The following is a 16,077-nucleotide window of genomic DNA, read 5'->3' as shown; positions in this document are numbered from 1 at the left end:
ACCATGCACAAATTTACTAAAGCGCTGGCGGCCATCGGTCTGGCTGCCGTTATGTCACAATCCGCTATGGCGGAGAACTTAAAGCTCGGTTTCCTGGTGAAGCAGCCGGAAGAGCCATGGTTCCAGACGGAGTGGAAATTCGCTGACAAAGCCGGGAAAGATTTGGGCTTTGAAGTGATTAAAATTGCCGTGCCGGACGGTGAAAAAACGCTGAACGCCATCGACAGCCTGGCGGCCAGCGGCGCGAAAGGGTTTGTCATTTGTACTCCGGATCCGAAACTGGGCTCCGCCATCGTGGCGAAAGCGCGCGGCTATGACATGAAGGTCATTGCGGTGGACGATCAGTTCGTCAACGCCAAAGGCAATCCAATGGATACCGTGCCGCTGGTGATGATGGCGGCGACCAAAATCGGCGAGCGTCAGGGCCAGGAGCTGTATAAAGAGATGCAAAAACGCGGCTGGGATGTGAAAGACACCGCCGTGATGGCCATTACCGCCGACGAGCTTGATACCGCGCGCCGTCGCACCACCGGCTCAATGGATGCCCTGAAAGCCGCCGGTTTCCCGGAAAAACAGATCTACAAAGTACCTACCAAATCTAACGATATCCCGGGCGCCTTCGATGCGGCCAACTCCATGCTGGTCCAGCACTCTGAAGTGAAACACTGGCTGGTGGTCGGGATGAACGACAACACCGTGCTCGGCGGCGTGCGCGCCACCGAAGGCCAGGGCTTCAAAGCGGCTGACGTGATCGGCATCGGCATCAACGGCGTGGATGCGGTAAGCGAACTCTCGAAAGCACAGGCTACCGGCTTCTACGGCTCCCTGCTGCCAAGCCCGGACGTACACGGCTACAAATCCAGCGAAATGCTCTACAACTGGGTGACCAAAGGGGCAGAACCGGCGAAATTTACTGAAGTAACCGACGTGGTGCTGATCACCCGTGACAACTTCAAAGCCGAGCTGGAGAAAAAAGGACTGGGCGGTAAGTAATTTACTGTGATTGCGCCCCCCGCAAGCCAGGGGGGCCAGACGTTCACTACTCGATCCTCGGAGACGTTATGCAACAGTCTGAACCGTATCTCTCTTTTCGCGGCATCGGCAAAACCTTCCCCGGTGTCAACGCGCTGACCGACATCAGCTTTGACTGCTACCCGGGTCAGGTTCATGCCCTGATGGGGGAGAACGGCGCCGGAAAATCCACGCTGCTGAAGATCCTCAGCGGCAACTACGCCCCCACAACGGGTACCCTGGCGATACAGGGCAAAGAGGTGGCGTTTGCGGACACCACCGCCGCGCTGAATGCCGGCGTCGCCATCATCTATCAGGAACTGCATCTGGTGCCGGAGATGACGGTCGCGGAAAACATCTACCTTGGGCAGCTCCCGCACAAAGGCGGTTTTGTGAACCGTTCGCTGCTCAACTATGAAGCCGGTCTGCAGCTGAAGCACCTCGGGCTGGATATCGACCCGCAGACCCCACTCAAATATCTCTCCATCGGCCAGTGGCAGATGGTGGAGATCGCCAAAGCGCTGGCGCGCAATGCCAAAGTCATTGCCTTTGATGAACCGACCAGCTCCCTGTCGGCGCGTGAAATCGACAACCTGTTCCGGGTGATCCGCGAGCTGCGTAAAGAGGGTCGTATCATTCTGTACGTGTCGCACCGTATGGAAGAGATCTTCGCTCTCAGCGATGCCATCACCGTGTTTAAAGATGGCCGTTATGTTCGCACCTTCACCGATATGCAGCAGGTTAACCACGACCAGCTGGTGCAGGCGATGGTGGGGCGCGAGCTAGGGGATATCTATCACTGGGAGCCGCGCCAGTACGGCGGTGAGCTGCTGCGTCTGGAAGAGGTAAAAGCCCCGGGCGTACGCTTGCCGGTCAGCCTTACCGTGCGCAGCGGAGAAATCGTCGGCCTGTTCGGGCTGGTGGGGGCAGGGCGCAGCGAGCTGATGAAAGGGCTGTTTGGCGGGACCCGCATCACCGGCGGTCAGGTCTTTATCGACGGACAACCGGTCGATATCCAGAAACCGGCGCACGCCATTCGCGCAGGGATGATGCTCTGCCCGGAAGACCGTAAAGCCGAGGGGATTATCCCGGTGCACTCGGTGCGGGACAACATCAACATCTCGGCGCGCCGCAAGACCATTCGCGCCGGGTGCCTGATTAACGATACGTGGGAGGTCAGCAATGCCGATCACCACATTCGCGCGCTGAACATTAAAACCCCGGGCGCGGAACAGCTGATCATGAACCTCTCGGGCGGTAACCAGCAGAAGGCGATCCTTGGCCGCTGGCTGTCGGAAGAGATGAAGGTGATCCTGCTGGATGAACCGACCCGCGGTATCGACGTGGGGGCGAAGCACGAAATTTATAACGTGATATACGCCCTGGCAAAACGCGGCGTGGCGGTGCTCTTCGCCTCCAGCGATCTGCCGGAAGTGCTGGGTGTGGCCGACCGTATCCTGGTGATGCGTGAAGGGGCCATTGCCGGTGAATTGCTACATGAACAGGCGAACGAACAGCAGGCCTTAAGCCTCGCCATGCCTAAAGTCAGCCAGGCTGTCGCCTGAGTAAGGAGAATAAGATGTCCTCTGTCACTACATCCGGAGCGCCGAAATCGGCCTTCAGCTTTGGGCGGATCTGGGATCAATACGGCATGCTGGTGGTCTTCGCCGTACTGTTCCTCGGCTGCGCCATCTTTGTGCCTAACTTTGCCACCTTCATTAATATGAAGGGGCTGGGGCTGGCGATCTCCATGTCCGGTATGGTCGCCTGCGGAATGCTGTTCTGTCTGGCGTCTGGCGATTTCGACCTGTCGGTCGCCTCGGTTATCGCCTGCGCCGGGGTCACCACCGCGGTGGTCATCAACATGACCGAGAGCCTGTGGATTGGCGTCGCGGCCGGGCTGCTGCTCGGGGTACTCAGCGGGCTGGTGAACGGCTTTGTTATTGCGCGTCTGAAAATCAACGCCCTGATCACCACCCTTGCCACCATGCAGATCGTACGCGGGCTGGCCTATATCATCTCTGACGGTAAAGCGGTGGGGATTGAAGACGAGCGCTTCTTTACCCTCGGCTACGCCAACTGGCTCGGTCTGCCTGCGCCTATCTGGCTGACGGTGGGCTGCCTGATTATCTTTGGTTTCCTGCTGAACAGAACCACCTTTGGCCGTAATACCCTGGCGATTGGCGGTAATGAAGAGGCGGCACGTCTGGCCGGTGTCCCGGTGGTACGCACCAAGATCATCATCTTCGTGCTCTCCGGTCTGGTGTCGGCGGCGGCGGGGATTATCCTGGCCTCGCGCATGACCAGCGGCCAGCCGATGACCTCCATCGGTTATGAGCTGATTGTTATCTCTGCCTGCGTTTTAGGTGGCGTATCGCTGAAAGGCGGCATCGGAAAAATCTCATATGTGGTGGCGGGGATCCTGATTCTTGGGACGGTAGAGAACGCCATGAACCTGTTGAACATCTCCCCGTTCTCGCAGTACGTGGTACGTGGCCTGATCCTGCTTGCAGCGGTGATCTTCGACCGTTACAAACAAAAAGCCAAGCGCACCCTTTAACCCGTTTTCCTGCCTTCCACGACCTAACTTTTAAGTGTAGTCGCGACCTTAACCCCCTTTCCAGCCGCAGCGGGAAGGGGGTTGTCAAATGGCGAGCGCCGTCACACTGTCTATACTTACATGGCTACTGAGATGTTAACAGTTTTTCATCTCGCCAACTGTAAGGAGGATCAGGGTGGCCGATACGTTAACTTCACCGCCGTTACTAACTGAAAACTATGCGTACTTTTTTGACCTCGACGGGACCCTGGCAACCATCAAGCCGCACCCCGATGAGGTGGCAGTTCCCGTAGAAGTGTTAGAGGCGCTGAATCAGCTCGCGCAGCTGAACCAGGGGGCACTGGCATTGATATCAGGGCGTTCAATCGCCGAGCTGGATCAGCTCGCCGGACCTTACCGTTTTCCGCTTGCCGGTGTACACGGGGCGGAGCGCCGCGACATCCATGGTCATCTGCAAACCGTTACCCTTCCTCCGGATCTGGTCCAGACGCTGCATGCGCAGCTGACGACGGCGCTTTTATATCTGCCTGGCACCGAGCTGGAGGCTAAAGGGATGGCGTTTGCGCTCCACTATCGCCAGGCGCCCCAGTATGAGAAGGAAGTGTTTAACCTGGCGGAACAGGTGGTCCATGACAACCCGCAGCTGTCACTTCAGCCGGGTAAATGCGTGGTCGAAATCAAACCGAGGGGCATCCACAAAGGCGAAGCCATTTCTGCCTTTATGCATGAAGCGCCTTTCCTCGGCAGAACGCCGGTGTTCTTTGGCGATGACCTGACCGACGAGCATGGCTTTGAGGTAGTTAACCAGCTTAAAGGGATATCAGTGAAAGTCGGCGCGGGTGAGACCAAAGCCAGCTGGCGGCTGGCAACGGTACCCGATGTCTGGCAATGGGTAATAAAAGCCGCTAATCATCAACAAGAAAAAGAAATAGCGCAAATTAACAGGAGAAAACCTTATGGGTCGCTTGATCGTAGTTTCTAATCGCATCGCTCCCCCGGACGACAAAAAAGCCAGCGCAGGTGGCCTGGCGGTAGGGGTGCTGGGGGCGTTAAAAAGTACGGGGGGGCTCTGGTTTGGCTGGAGTGGAGAGATTGGTAATGAGGAAAAACCGCTAAAAAAGGTGACACGCGGAAACATCACCTGGGCCTCGTTTAATCTCAGTGAACAGAATTACGATGAGTATTACAGCCAGTTCTCTAACGCCGTACTGTGGCCGGCCTTTCACTATCGCCTGGACCTGGTGAAGTTTAAGCGCGAGGCCTGGGAAGGATACTCGCGGGTGAATAGCCTGCTGGCCGATAAGTTACAGCCGTTAGTCCAGCAGGACGACACGGTGTGGGTGCATGATTACCATCTGCTGCCGTTTGCCAGCGAGCTGCGTAAGCGCGGCGTCAACAACCGCATCGGCTTCTTCCTGCATATTCCTTTCCCGACGCCGGAGATCTTCAACGCGCTACCGCCCAGCGACGAACTGCTGGAAGATCTTTGTGATTACGATCTGCTGGGCTTCCAGACCGAAAACGACCGCCTGGCCTTCCTCGACAGCGTGGCCAGCAAAACGCGGCTGACGGCCCATGACGATGATTCGCACTCTGCCTGGGGCAAGCGCTTCCGCACCGAGGTCTATCCTATCGGCATTGAGCCGGACGAGATTGTTGAGCAAGCCTCCGGGCCGCTGCCGCCTAAGCTTGCGCAGCTTAAAGAAGAGCTCAAGAACGTTAAAAACATCTTTTCCGTTGAGCGTCTGGATTATTCAAAAGGGTTGCCGGAACGTTTTCAGGCCTATGAGACCCTGCTGGAGAAATATCCCGAGCACCACGGTAAGATCCGCTATACCCAAATCGCGCCGACCTCGCGTGGCGAGGTCCAGGCCTATCAGGACATTCGACACCAGCTTGAAAACGAAGCCGGGCGCATCAATGGCCGCTACGGCCAGCTGGGCTGGACTCCGCTGTTCTACCTCAACCAGCATTTTGAACGCAAAATTCTGATGAAAGTGTTCCGCTATGCTGATGTCGGGCTGGTGACGCCGCTGCGTGACGGTATGAACCTGGTGGCGAAGGAGTACGTTGCCGCGCAGGATCCGACCGACCCCGGGGTTCTGGTGCTGTCGCAGTTTGCCGGTGCCGCCAATGAGCTCACCTCAGCGCTGATCGTCAATCCTTACGATCGGGATGATGTGGCCAACGCCCTGCACCGGGCGCTGAATATGCCGCTCACGGAGCGTATCTCACGCCATGCGGAAATGATGAAAGTCATTCGCGAGAATGATATTGACCGCTGGCAGGCGCGTTTTATTGACGATCTGAATCAGATCACGCCCCGCAGCGTGGAGAGCAACCTGCAAAAAAAGGTCGCAACCTTCCCTAAACTTGCCTGAATAATATTCCACTCAGCGCATTAAACTGCGCTGAGTGGAATTAACAGCACATCCACTTTACTGTTGCTAACTATTGTTTTTGCGGAACAGGCTGCACGCGAAAAAAAGCTGTGGTTATGATTTCCGCATATCACCAGGTCTACGTTCTGTTTTTGACATATATCAAATATCTGCTCGCTTATTTCGCCTGTCGCACAGAGTGTTTGCGCAATGGGATATTCTGCGCGGGCAATAAGATCGGCCAGAAATTGCTGGGTTTCCTCCTGAATAACGCCACGAATATCTTCCAGCATCGGTGCGGCCAGTTGGTTGTACATCTCAGGATCGGCAGAAAGGGTGACCAGAGTGATGCGTGCCTGGGTCGGACGAGCGATCGCGACCGCTTTGGCGACCAGTTGATGGCTTTCAGGGGAAACAGAAACAGAAACAAGGATATGGGAGTAACTCATCGTACCCTCCAGACGTATCTGTACATTAGCGATTCCTCAGCTTTAGCGCGATTTTTTTACTGGCGCAAGAGCATAAAATGACATTCATGTGATGCTTATCATAATTATTCATTAAATATTCTTATGTAATGAATAGCGCTAACCCCTCCTGCTGGGGGTAAAACAGGGTTCTTAACGTAAATCATACAATTGAAACCCTCGCAAAAACAAGGGGATTAACGCCCCTGCAACAACCACTCAACCGTAAACGAAAGAAATTACTTACGTATTTACCCTGGTTTTATTTATTATATTTCAATAAGTTATATTGCTGTTTCTATCTTAGATATACGTATGGTTTTTGCAATTTTGTAAGTTGTCAACCCCCGGCAAGTAACGTGCCGGGTTTGTTCATACTTCTGCATGAATATTCGTCCATACAGAATATATCCTGGTGCTATTTGCTCATAAAACAGACAATTTAGAAGTGATGCTGATGGATTTTTGGTTCCAATTCACTTAAATTATGTGACGTAGATCACATTTATTTTAAATTTCGGGCGAGGCCGCATTGTATGTCCTACACCGGACGGGTAGAGTTGCACCGAATTAGGAAAAATCTTAGTTAATTGTAAGAAGTGATAACTGTCAGGAAGCAATTATTGTTTTTTTACGTGATTCATCAATACAGAACTTAATTCAACTATGCGTTTTAGCCTTTTCTTCTTTTTTTACCGGGGTTTTCCCGGCGACATCACGGGGTGCGGTCTACCGCACAAGAATATAGTGTTATTCGGGAAGGGATAAATGAACACATCCGAATTGCTAAAACACATCTATGACATCAACCTGTCATATTTATTGCTTGCACAACGTTTGATTAGCCAGGACAAAGCCTCGGCGATGTTCCGTCTGGGTATTCATGAAGAGATGGCGACAACACTTGGCGGTTTAACGCTGCCACAGATGGTTAAACTGGCCGAAACTAATCAGTTAGTTTGTCAGTTCCGTTTCGATAATCACCAGACGGTGACGCAGCTGACTCAGGAGTCCCGCGTGGACGATCTGCAGCAGGTTCACACCGGTATTTTGCTTTCTACCCGTTTGCTTAACGAAATCAGCCAGCCTGATGACGCAGCCCGTAAGAAAAGGGCATAACAATGAGTGAGAAGAGCATTGTTCAGGAAGCGCGTGACATTCAATTGGCGATGGAACTGATTACGCTTGGTGCTCGTTTACAGATGCTTGAAAGCGAGACACAGCTGAGCCGTGGTCGTCTTATCAAACTCTATAAAGAATTACGTGGTAGCCCGCCGCCAAAAGGCATGCTGCCATTTTCCACCGACTGGTTTATGACGTGGGAGCAGAATATTCATGCTTCCATGTTCTGTAATGCCTGGCAGTACCTGCTCAAGACCGGCTTATGCAGCGGCGTTGATGCGGTGATTAAAGCGTACAAACTTTACCTCGAGCAGTGCCCGCAGCCTGAAGAAGGCCCTTTGCTGGCATTGACCCGCGCATGGACGCTGGTGCGTTTTGTTGAAAGCGGATTGCTTGAGTTATCGCGCTGCAACTGCTGCAGCGGTAACTTTATCACCCACGCACATCAGCCCGCTGGCAGCTTTGCCTGCAGTTTGTGCCAACCACCGTCTCGCGCGGTAAAAAGACGTAAACTTTCCCGGGATGTTGCCGATAGTAATCCACAACTGCTGGATGAACAGATCGAACAGGCTGTTTAACCCGAACGTATGGGCAAGATTCCAGCAGCGGTAAGCAATTACCGCTGCTTTTTTTTGCCCCGCGGACGGGTAAACCCCGAACTGTGTATCCTGGCTAAAGTCACTAGCGGAAGGATGATGTCGTGCTTATCGTATTAGGTTACCTGGTAGTTCTCGGTACAGTTTTCGGCGGTTATATGATGACCGGCGGGCACCTTGGGGCACTCTATCAACCGGCCGAACTGATCATAATCGGTGGTGCAGGGGTGGGTGCATTTATCGTTGGCAACAACGGCAAGGCGATCAAGGGAACGTTAAAAGCGTTACCGTTACTGTTCCGTCGTTCGAAATACACCAAAAGTATGTATATGGACCTGCTGGCGCTGCTCTATCGCCTGATGGCCAAGTCGCGTCAACAGGGGATGTTCTCTCTGGAACGTGATATTGAGAATCCGAAAGAGAGCGAGATCTTCGCCAGCTATCCGCGGATCCTCGCGGACTCGATGATGCTCGAGTTTATCGTCGACTATCTGCGCCTGATCATCAGCGGCAACATGAACACCTTCGAAATCGAAGCGTTGATGGACGAAGAGATCGAAACCCACGAAAACGAAGCGGAAGTGCCGGCCAACAGCCTGGCGATGGTGGGCGATTCTCTGCCAGCGTTCGGTATCGTAGCAGCGGTAATGGGTGTGGTTCACGCCCTGGCCTCTGCGGATCGCCCGGCGGCAGAGCTGGGGGCGCTGATCGCCCACGCCATGGTGGGGACCTTCCTCGGCATCCTGCTGGCGTACGGTTTTATCTCCCCGCTGGCGACCGTATTACGCCAGAAGAGCGCTGAAACGACCAAAATGATGCAGTGCGTCAAAATCACGCTGCTCTCCAACCTCAACGGTTATGCGCCGCCAATCGCGGTAGAGTTTGGCCGTAAAACCCTGTACTCCAGCGAGCGTCCATCGTTTGTCGAACTCGAAGAGCACGTGCGCGCGGTGAAGAATCCAAACCAGCAGACGAGCAATGAGGACGCATGAAAAACCAGTCCCATCCCATCGTCATAGTCAAAAAGCGCAAGCATAAAGGGCATGGGGGAGGCTCCCATGGCTCCTGGAAGATCGCCTATGCGGACTTTATGACCGCGATGATGGCGTTCTTTCTGGTGATGTGGCTGATCTCTATCTCAAGCCCGAAAGAGCTGATTCAGATAGCAGAATATTTCCGCACTCCGCTGGCGACGGCGGTGTCGACGGGTCCGCGTATCTCCAACAGTGAAAGCCCGATCCCGGGCGGCGGCGATGATTACACCCAGCAGCAAGGTGAAGTGAAACGCGAGCCCAACGTTGACGAACTGAAAAGACGTATGGAACAGGCGCGCCTGAAGAAACTGCGCGGCGATCTGGATCAGCTGATCGAAGCGGATCCAAAGCTGCGCGCCCTGCGTCCGCACCTGAAGATTGACCTCGTTCAGGAGGGGCTGCGCATTCAGATTATCGACAGCCAGAACCGACCAATGTTTAAAACCGGCAGCGCCGAAGTAGAACCCTATATGCGCGACATCCTGCGCGGGATTGCCCCGGTGTTGAACGGCATCCCAAACCGAATCAGTCTTTCCGGTCACACCGATGACTTCCCTTACGCCGGTGGCGAAAAAGGGTACAGCAACTGGGAGCTCTCTGCGGATCGTGCTAACGCATCCCGTCGTGAGCTGGTGATCGGCGGGCTGGACGATGGCAAGGTGCTGCGGGTCGTCGGCATGGCCGCAACCATGCGCATGACTGACCGCGGGCCGGAAGATGCCATCAACCGTCGTATTAGTCTCTTAGTGCTCAACAAGCAGGCGGAGCAGGCCATCCTGCATGAAAACGCCGAAAGTCAGAATGAGTCACTGGATGATTTAAAACAGCCAGGCCCTGTGCCGTCGGCTGCCGTTCCAACATCGCCACCAGCCAATCCGAGGTGATAGCGTGAGCATGGATATTAGCGATTTTTACCAGACGTTTTTTGATGAAGCCGACGAACTGTTGGCGGATATGGAGCAACATCTGCTGGACCTGGTGCCCGAGGCACCGGATTCAGAGCAGCTCAACGCCATATTTCGTGCAGCCCACTCCATAAAAGGAGGCGCCGGTACGTTTGGCTTTACCATTCTGCAGGAGACGACCCATCTGATGGAGAACCTGCTGGATGAGGCCAGACGCGGTGAGATGCAGCTCAATACCGACATTATTAACCTGTTTTTGGAAACGAAAGATATTATGCAGGAACAGCTCGATGCCTATAAAAGCTCGCAAGAGCCGGACGCTGCCAGCTTTGAATATATCTGCCACGCCCTGCGTCAGTTAGCGCTGGAAGCCAAAGGCGAGACGGCAGCCGTTGCCGTCAGCCCGGCGAAACTGAGCGTCGTGGACGCCGCCCCGGCGGCGGCACCCGCCGCAGATGACCGCGTGCGCGTGGTGCTCTCCGGCCTGAAAGAGAGCGAAGTGAATCTGCTGGAAGAGGAGCTGAGCAATCTGGCGACGCTGAGCAACGTGGTGAAGGGCAAGGACACCCTGGCCGCCACCCTCGATGGCGGCATCAGCAAAGATGACGTGGTCGCGGTGCTCTGTTTTGTGATTGAGCCTGAACAGATCGACTTTGAAGCGGTAGCGGATGCACCGCCTGCCGGATCGGCTGAAGTGGCTGAGGTTGTTGAAGCTGCACCGGCGGTACCGGCTGTCGCACCTGCTGCGCCGGCGCTGAAAGCCGTCCCGGGCGAACCTGCCGCGCCAAACCGTGGCGAACGTGAGAAGCCGGCTGCCCGCTCCAGCGAATCGACCAGTATCCGCGTGGCCGTTGAGAAGGTGGATCAGCTGATCAACCTGGTCGGCGAACTGGTGATCACCCAGTCGATGCTGGCCCAACGTTCTAACGAACTGGACCCGGTGAACCACGGCGATCTGATCACCAGCATGGGCCAGCTGCAGCGCAACGCCCGCGATCTGCAGGAATCGGTGATGTCCATCCGTATGATGCCGATGGAGTACGTCTTCAGCCGCTTCCCGCGTCTGGTCCGCGACCTGGCCGGTAAGCTGAATAAGCAAATCGAACTGACGCTGATGGGCAGCTCCACCGAGCTGGATAAGAGCCTGATTGAGCGCATTATCGACCCGTTAACGCACCTGGTGCGTAACAGCCTCGACCACGGGATCGAGCTGCCGGAAAACCGCGTTGCCGCAGGGAAATCCCCGGTCGGGAACCTGATCCTGTCGGCGGAACATCAGGGCGGGAACATCTGTATCGAAGTGACCGACGATGGCGCAGGCCTGAATCGCGAGCGTATCCTGGCGAAGGCGATCTCGCAGGGGATGGCGGTCAACGAAAATATGACCGACGAAGAAGTAGGTATGCTGATCTTCGCCCCGGGCTTCTCCACCGCCGAGCAGGTGACGGACGTCTCCGGCCGTGGCGTGGGCATGGACGTGGTGAAACGTAACATCCAGGAGATGGGCGGCCACGTTGAGATCAAGTCTAAGCAGGGCTCAGGTACCACCATCCGTATCCTGCTGCCGCTGACGCTGGCGATCCTTGACGGCATGTCGGTCAAAGTGGCGGACGAAGTCTTTATCCTGCCGCTGAACGCGGTGATGGAATCGCTGCAGCCGCGTGAAGAAGATCTGCATCCGCTGGCGGGCGGGGAGCGCGTACTGGAAGTGCGTGGTGAATACCTGCCGCTGGTGGAGCTGTGGAAAGTGTTCGACGTGGGCGGTGCCAAAACCGAAGCCACGCAAGGGATCGTGGTGATCCTGCAAAGCGCGGGCCGCCGCTATGCCCTGCTGGTCGATCAGCTGATTGGTCAGCATCAGGTGGTGGTGAAGAACCTCGAGAGCAACTACCGCAAGGTGCCAGGCATTTCAGCCGCCACCATCCTGGGTGATGGTAGCGTGGCGCTGATCGTCGATGTTTCGGCGCTTCAGGGATTAAATCGTGAACAACGTATGGCGCACACAGCCGCCTGATTCAGTTAAGAAGGTAAAAAAATGACCGGTATGAGTAATGTAACCAAGCTGGCCGGCGAGCCATCAGGGCAGGAATTCCTGGTTTTCACTTTAGGTGACGAAGAATACGGTATCGATATTCTTAAAGTGCAGGAAATCCGTGGCTATGATCAGGTGACCCGCATCGCCAACACGCCAGATTTCATCAAAGGCGTGACTAACCTGCGTGGCGTTATCGTGCCTATCGTCGACCTGCGCGTGAAGTTCAGCCAGGGCGACGTCGAGTATGATGACAACACCGTGGTGATCGTGCTCAATCTGGGCCAGCGTGTGGTCGGGATCGTGGTTGACGGGGTGTCTGACGTGCTCTCCCTGACTGCCGAGCAGATCCGCCCGGCACCGGAATTTGCCGTCACGCTCTCCACCGAATACCTGACCGGTCTGGGCGCGCTCGGTGACCGGATGCTGATTCTGGTGAATATCGAGAAGCTGCTGAACAGCGACGAGATGGCGCTGCTGGATGTAGCGGCGAGTCATGTAGCGTGATGAGGCTGGCCGCCAGGCTAACCTTTTAGTACATGAGGCTGTAGTGGAATTGTTCCGTTCACTACGGCTTTTTTGCTTTATGTTTCCCCCGCTGCGGTGAACGTGTTAAGGGGGCTACCGCCGCCCCCTTAACAATCCCGGCTCCCGGCAAAGAAAATCGCCGCTTCGCGGTGCCTTCGGCTTATTCCCTTCGGCTATCGGGTCGGGCGTGATCCTACATCCATGTAGGTCACGCCCTCTCGGCGCATCCATGCGCCTCGCCCCGGCCTGCGGTCAACGCCTCAGCGATTTTCAGCCGGACTTTCGCTCCCTCAACCTTCTCTGCGGTTTGAATATGGCACGGGTGTTGAGTCCCCGCTGAAATCGGCGAACCGGAGACCGGATGACAAGGGCTGGACGCCAGGGAAGGCGGCCAGAGGCGAAGCGAGACAGGATGTCGAGTTGAGCCGACCGCAGGCAGTCGGTCGGGAGGTGAGCGTAGTGCGAAGCACCGATTTCGTCGCGGGGCCGCGGGGATTGATAAGGGGGCCGCGGTGGCCCCCTTATCACGTTCACAGGTTCCGTTCATTTCATATTCTGCTGGACATAAGGTGAACGGAACCTTTCCACATCAATTACATGATGCTACACAACAACTTAGGCTTCCTGGCTAGCCAGCTCAACCTCATCCTCCAGCAGCCCTTCATTCTGCGCCAGCATCGCCGTCGCCACGCCGTTCCCCAGCACGTTAATCGCGGACCGCCCCATATCCAGGAAGTGATCGATCCCCATCAGCAGCAAAATCCCCGCCACCGGAATATGGAAACTCGGGATAGTGGCAGCCAGCACCACCAGCGCCGAGCGCGGCACCCCGGCAATCCCTTTTGAGGCCAGCATCAGGGTCAACATCAGCACCGTGATTTCCGAAAACGTCAGCTGAATATTGTACGCCTGGGCGATAAACATCGAGGCAAACGAACAGTAGACCATCGAACCCACCAGGTTAAACGAATACCCAATCGGCAGTACGAACGAGACGATATTGCGCGAGCAGCCAAAGCGGGTCAGCTGCTCCAGGGTTTTCGGGTAGGCGGCTTCGGAGCTGCTGGTGGTAAAGGCCACCAGCACCGGATCTTTCAGCATGCTCACCAGGCGGAAGATCTCGTTTTTCAGCACCATATAGCCTACCGCCACCAGCACCAGGCAGGTCAGGACGATTGCCAGATAGTAGCCGCCAATAAACGAGGCGTAGTTAAGCAGGATCCCCAGCCCCTGGGTGGCGATCACCGAGGAGATAGCGGCGAAGATCGCCAGCGGCGCAACGTACATCACGTAGCCAGTCACTTTCAGCATAATGTGGGAAACCACGTCCAGCGCGGCCACCAGCGGGGCATTAAATTTCTCCCCCAGCGACGCGCCGCCAATGCCGAAGAACATCGAGAACACCACAATCTGCAGGATCTCGTTATTGGCCATCGCCCCGGCAATGCTGGTGGGGATGGTATGGGAAAGGAAACCTTTCAGCGACATGCCGCTGGTCGCCAGCCCCGTATCCACCGTGCCGGCCGGGATGGCCAGATTCAGGCAGCTGCCCGGGTGTAACAGGGTAACGATAAACAATCCGACCAGAATGGAGAGTACTGAGGAGCTGATAAACCAGACCATCGCTTTACCGCCCACGCGGCCAATGGTGGCGGTCTCGCCCAGGCGCATAATTCCCACCGTCAGGGTGCTGAACACCAGCGGTGCGATCACCATTTTGATCAGGCGTAAAAAGATATCGGTCAGTAAAGTGATGTTGTCTGACCAGGCTGCGATCGCGTCAGCTGACGCATACTCATGAATGACTGCCCCGGACAGAATGCCCGCCAGCATAAAGACCACGATAAAGATCGTGAGTCGGTTTGCACTTGCCACCAAAGTACCTCATTAACAGAAAGATGAAATTATTAGCTGATGTATCTAATTTTTTATTATTCAGCGCGTGAATGATTCATAACCTAAATTGAAGTAAAAAAGCGTGCTTTTCAATATTTTTTTAATATTTATTAATTTTGTTAATAACTCCGTGGCGATATATTGTGATTAAGATCACATTTTCACCAATATATCTTCCAGTCAGGCTTAAAATACGGCGAATGACATTTCTTATCTGATTGTTTTTATTTGTAAATAGGTGTCAATACGGTAAAAGTATGAGTCAAAGGGTGAAAAGTGGTTGAGAACGAAACCTTAAACTAAATTTCACAATAACCACCCGGCAGCGGCATGAAGGGTGCTAACAGACTGAGTGTTATCACAAAAAATGATAACCCCATGTGACATTTTCTGGAGGGTGGAAAATGAACAAAAAGCTCCTGATGCTGTTTACCGGTGGACTTATGGCGATGGCCGCCAGCAATAGCCAGGCTGTCACCAGCAGCGGCACTATTGGCGCGACCCTGACGTTGACCAACGGGTGTCTGATTAACGGTTCGCACGCAGGACGGCATTAACTTCGGTACTCTCGATTTCGGTACCCATCCGGCGACCTTCTCCACGCTGACCACCCAGTTGACCGGGGCCAGCGGCGGCAACACCTTCACCATTCAATGTACCACCGCCAGCTACACGGTGGCGATCACCGGTAACACCAATTCCACGGCCCCCGGCACCGTAGTCGGCACCCCGGGAACCCCTGCACGCTATCTGGTCAATACCGCCAACACCAGCCAGGGCGTGGCTTACAGCCTGTTCAGCGACGGCGGGTTTAACAACATCATCGCCAACAACGCCCCGCTGCCGGTGACCTCTACCGCCGGGGGCGTCGACAGCTACACCCTGTATGGCCGCATTACCGGCGGGGGCAACAGCGTCACCGTGGTGCCCGGCACCTACACCGACACCATTAACGTCAGCGTCACCTATTAGCGCCAGCACGTTTCAATGAGCGTGGATAAACAAACGCTCCGACATACGGGAGAGGGCAGGCTGCGCGCTTTTTTTGTCCTGAGCATGCTGCTGCTTGCGGCGGGAAACGGACATGCGGTGACGACGCAATCCTTTCAGGTGAGCGCCACCATCACCCCCGGCTGTTCGGTCGCCGCAGGCAGCGGTGGTCTTCTGGGTACCCTGGACTTTGGCACCCGTAACGGGGTGGAGCGGGGAGCGGTGAATACCAGCTTTGTGCCGAACGGCGCGCTGTCCATCGCCTGTACGCCCGGCGTGGCGCTGAGCATGAGTATCGACGGCGGTCAGCACTACACCTCGGTGCGCAATATGCAGCGGGCCGGCGGGACAAATCAGGTGCCGTACCGCCTGTACAGCAGCAGTTCCCTGGCGGCCAACAGTGAGATCGGGGTTAACCAGGCGGTGTCTGTGGCTTACACCAACAGCAACAACATTGCGCTACCGCTTTTTGGTGTGGCGCTTCTGACCGGGTTCAGCCCGGCCGGAAATTATTCCGATCAACTCACCGTGACCCTGTCGTGGTGACAAAGGGAG

Annotated in this window: 14 protein-coding genes and 1 pseudogene; 13 read left to right on the top strand and 2 right to left on the bottom strand. The window is 55.4% G+C overall.

Annotated features, from left to right (window positions below):
* Positions 1–3: 3 nt before the first annotated feature.
* The 5 genes from araF (at position 4) to otsA (ending at position 5,952) form a co-directional block, all read left to right on the top strand.
* Entirely contained in the window at positions 4–993 is a 990-nt protein-coding gene (gene araF / locus ACP4QI_RS13765) for an arabinose ABC transporter substrate-binding protein AraF (RefSeq protein WP_156264095.1), read from the top strand.
* A gap of 68 nt (positions 994–1,061) precedes the next feature.
* The gene (gene araG, locus ACP4QI_RS13760) at positions 1,062–2,576 is read left to right on the top strand and encodes an L-arabinose ABC transporter ATP-binding protein AraG (protein WP_142486262.1); all 1,515 of its coding nucleotides are present in this window, start codon (positions 1,062–1,064) and stop codon (positions 2,574–2,576) included.
* A 14-nt stretch (positions 2,577–2,590) separates the two neighbouring features.
* A complete protein-coding gene (araH, locus tag ACP4QI_RS13755; protein WP_142486261.1) occupies positions 2,591–3,571 on the top strand; it encodes an arabinose ABC transporter permease AraH in 981 nt (326 codons plus the stop codon).
* Between the two features lie 175 nt (positions 3,572–3,746).
* Entirely contained in the window at positions 3,747–4,553 is an 807-nt protein-coding gene (otsB, locus tag ACP4QI_RS13750) for a trehalose-phosphatase (RefSeq protein ID WP_231312007.1), read from the top strand.
* Positions 4,528–5,952 carry an alpha,alpha-trehalose-phosphate synthase gene (otsA, locus tag ACP4QI_RS13745; protein ID WP_142486259.1) on the top strand — a complete coding sequence of 475 codons (1,425 nt, stop codon included), beginning with the start codon at positions 4,528–4,530 and terminating at the stop codon, positions 5,950–5,952. Before otsB ends, otsA begins: the two co-directional genes overlap by 26 nt.
* Positions 5,953–5,972: 20 nt before the next feature.
* Here otsA and uspC read toward each other — a convergent pair whose 3' ends face one another.
* The gene (gene uspC, locus ACP4QI_RS13740) at positions 5,973–6,401 is read right to left on the bottom strand and encodes a universal stress protein UspC (protein ID WP_426495312.1); all 429 of its coding nucleotides are present in this window, start codon (positions 6,399–6,401) and stop codon (positions 5,973–5,975) included.
* A gap of 786 nt (positions 6,402–7,187) precedes the next feature.
* Here uspC and flhD point away from each other — a divergent pair.
* From flhD to cheW, 6 genes are all read left to right on the top strand, one after another.
* Entirely contained in the window at positions 7,188–7,538 is a 351-nt protein-coding gene (flhD, locus tag ACP4QI_RS13735) for a flagellar transcriptional regulator FlhD (protein ID WP_142486257.1), read from the top strand.
* 2 nt (positions 7,539–7,540) lie between these two features.
* Complete coding sequence (gene flhC / locus ACP4QI_RS13730; RefSeq protein ID WP_039030857.1) at positions 7,541–8,119, top strand: flagellar transcriptional regulator FlhC; 579 nt, start codon at positions 7,541–7,543, stop codon at positions 8,117–8,119.
* A 122-nt stretch (positions 8,120–8,241) separates the two neighbouring features.
* On the top strand, positions 8,242–9,129 hold the full coding sequence (motA, locus tag ACP4QI_RS13725; protein ID WP_142486255.1) for a flagellar motor stator protein MotA: 888 nt from the start codon (positions 8,242–8,244) through the stop codon (positions 9,127–9,129).
* Positions 9,126–10,055 (top strand): flagellar motor protein MotB, encoded by a 930-nt coding sequence (motB, locus tag ACP4QI_RS13720; protein WP_142486254.1) that lies wholly within the window; start codon positions 9,126–9,128, stop codon positions 10,053–10,055. The genes motA and motB overlap by 4 nt, the downstream gene beginning before the upstream one ends.
* A gap of 4 nt (positions 10,056–10,059) precedes the next feature.
* Positions 10,060–12,090 (top strand): chemotaxis protein CheA, encoded by a 2,031-nt coding sequence (cheA, locus tag ACP4QI_RS13715; RefSeq protein WP_426495313.1) that lies wholly within the window; start codon positions 10,060–10,062, stop codon positions 12,088–12,090.
* Between the two features lie 21 nt (positions 12,091–12,111).
* Positions 12,112–12,615, top strand: coding sequence for a chemotaxis protein CheW (gene cheW, locus ACP4QI_RS13710; RefSeq protein ID WP_032611989.1), 504 nt, complete (start codon positions 12,112–12,114; stop codon positions 12,613–12,615).
* A 636-nt stretch (positions 12,616–13,251) separates the two neighbouring features.
* Here cheW and ACP4QI_RS13705 read toward each other — a convergent pair.
* Complete coding sequence (locus tag ACP4QI_RS13705) at positions 13,252–14,511, bottom strand: dicarboxylate/amino acid:cation symporter (RefSeq protein ID WP_426495314.1); 1,260 nt, start codon at positions 14,509–14,511, stop codon at positions 13,252–13,254.
* A gap of 443 nt (positions 14,512–14,954) precedes the next feature.
* Between ACP4QI_RS13705 and ACP4QI_RS13700 the strand changes: the two are divergent.
* Together ACP4QI_RS13700 and ACP4QI_RS13695 are read left to right on the top strand one after the other, a co-directional pair.
* A pseudogene (locus tag ACP4QI_RS13700) lies at positions 14,955–15,504 on the top strand (SCPU domain-containing protein).
* Positions 15,505–15,519: 15 nt separating this feature from the next.
* Complete coding sequence (locus ACP4QI_RS13695) at positions 15,520–16,068, top strand: Csu type fimbrial protein (RefSeq protein ID WP_142486250.1); 549 nt, start codon at positions 15,520–15,522, stop codon at positions 16,066–16,068.
* Positions 16,069–16,077: the final 9 nt, after the last annotated feature.

Source organism: Leclercia sp. TB492 (assembly GCF_049974505.2).
In the GTDB taxonomy this organism is placed as follows: Bacteria; Pseudomonadota; Gammaproteobacteria; order Enterobacterales; family Enterobacteriaceae; genus Enterobacter; species Enterobacter adecarboxylatus_C.
Note: the sequence above shows the minus strand (reverse complement) of the source record. Positions and strands in the feature narration are given on the sequence as shown.

What these genes read in the sequence shown, in the direction of transcription:
- flhC (WP_039030857.1), top strand. Translation starts at nt 7,541, where the DNA reads ATGAGTGAGAAGAGCATTGTTCAGGAAGCGCGTGACATTCAATTGGCG.
- araG (WP_142486262.1), top strand. Translation starts at nt 1,062, where the DNA reads ATGCAACAGTCTGAACCGTATCTCTCTTTTCGCGGCATCGGCAAAACC.
- uspC (WP_426495312.1), bottom strand. Translation starts at nt 6,401, where the DNA reads ATGAGTTACTCCCATATCCTTGTTTCTGTTTCTGTTTCCCCTGAAAGC.
- ACP4QI_RS13695 (WP_142486250.1), top strand. Translation starts at nt 15,520, where the DNA reads ATGAGCGTGGATAAACAAACGCTCCGACATACGGGAGAGGGCAGGCTG.
- araH (WP_142486261.1), top strand. Translation starts at nt 2,591, where the DNA reads ATGTCCTCTGTCACTACATCCGGAGCGCCGAAATCGGCCTTCAGCTTT.
- otsA (WP_142486259.1), top strand. Translation starts at nt 4,528, where the DNA reads ATGGGTCGCTTGATCGTAGTTTCTAATCGCATCGCTCCCCCGGACGAC.
- flhD (WP_142486257.1), top strand. Translation starts at nt 7,188, where the DNA reads ATGAACACATCCGAATTGCTAAAACACATCTATGACATCAACCTGTCA.
- motB (WP_142486254.1), top strand. Translation starts at nt 9,126, where the DNA reads ATGAAAAACCAGTCCCATCCCATCGTCATAGTCAAAAAGCGCAAGCAT.
- araF (WP_156264095.1), top strand. Translation starts at nt 4, where the DNA reads ATGCACAAATTTACTAAAGCGCTGGCGGCCATCGGTCTGGCTGCCGTT.
- cheW (WP_032611989.1), top strand. Translation starts at nt 12,112, where the DNA reads ATGACCGGTATGAGTAATGTAACCAAGCTGGCCGGCGAGCCATCAGGG.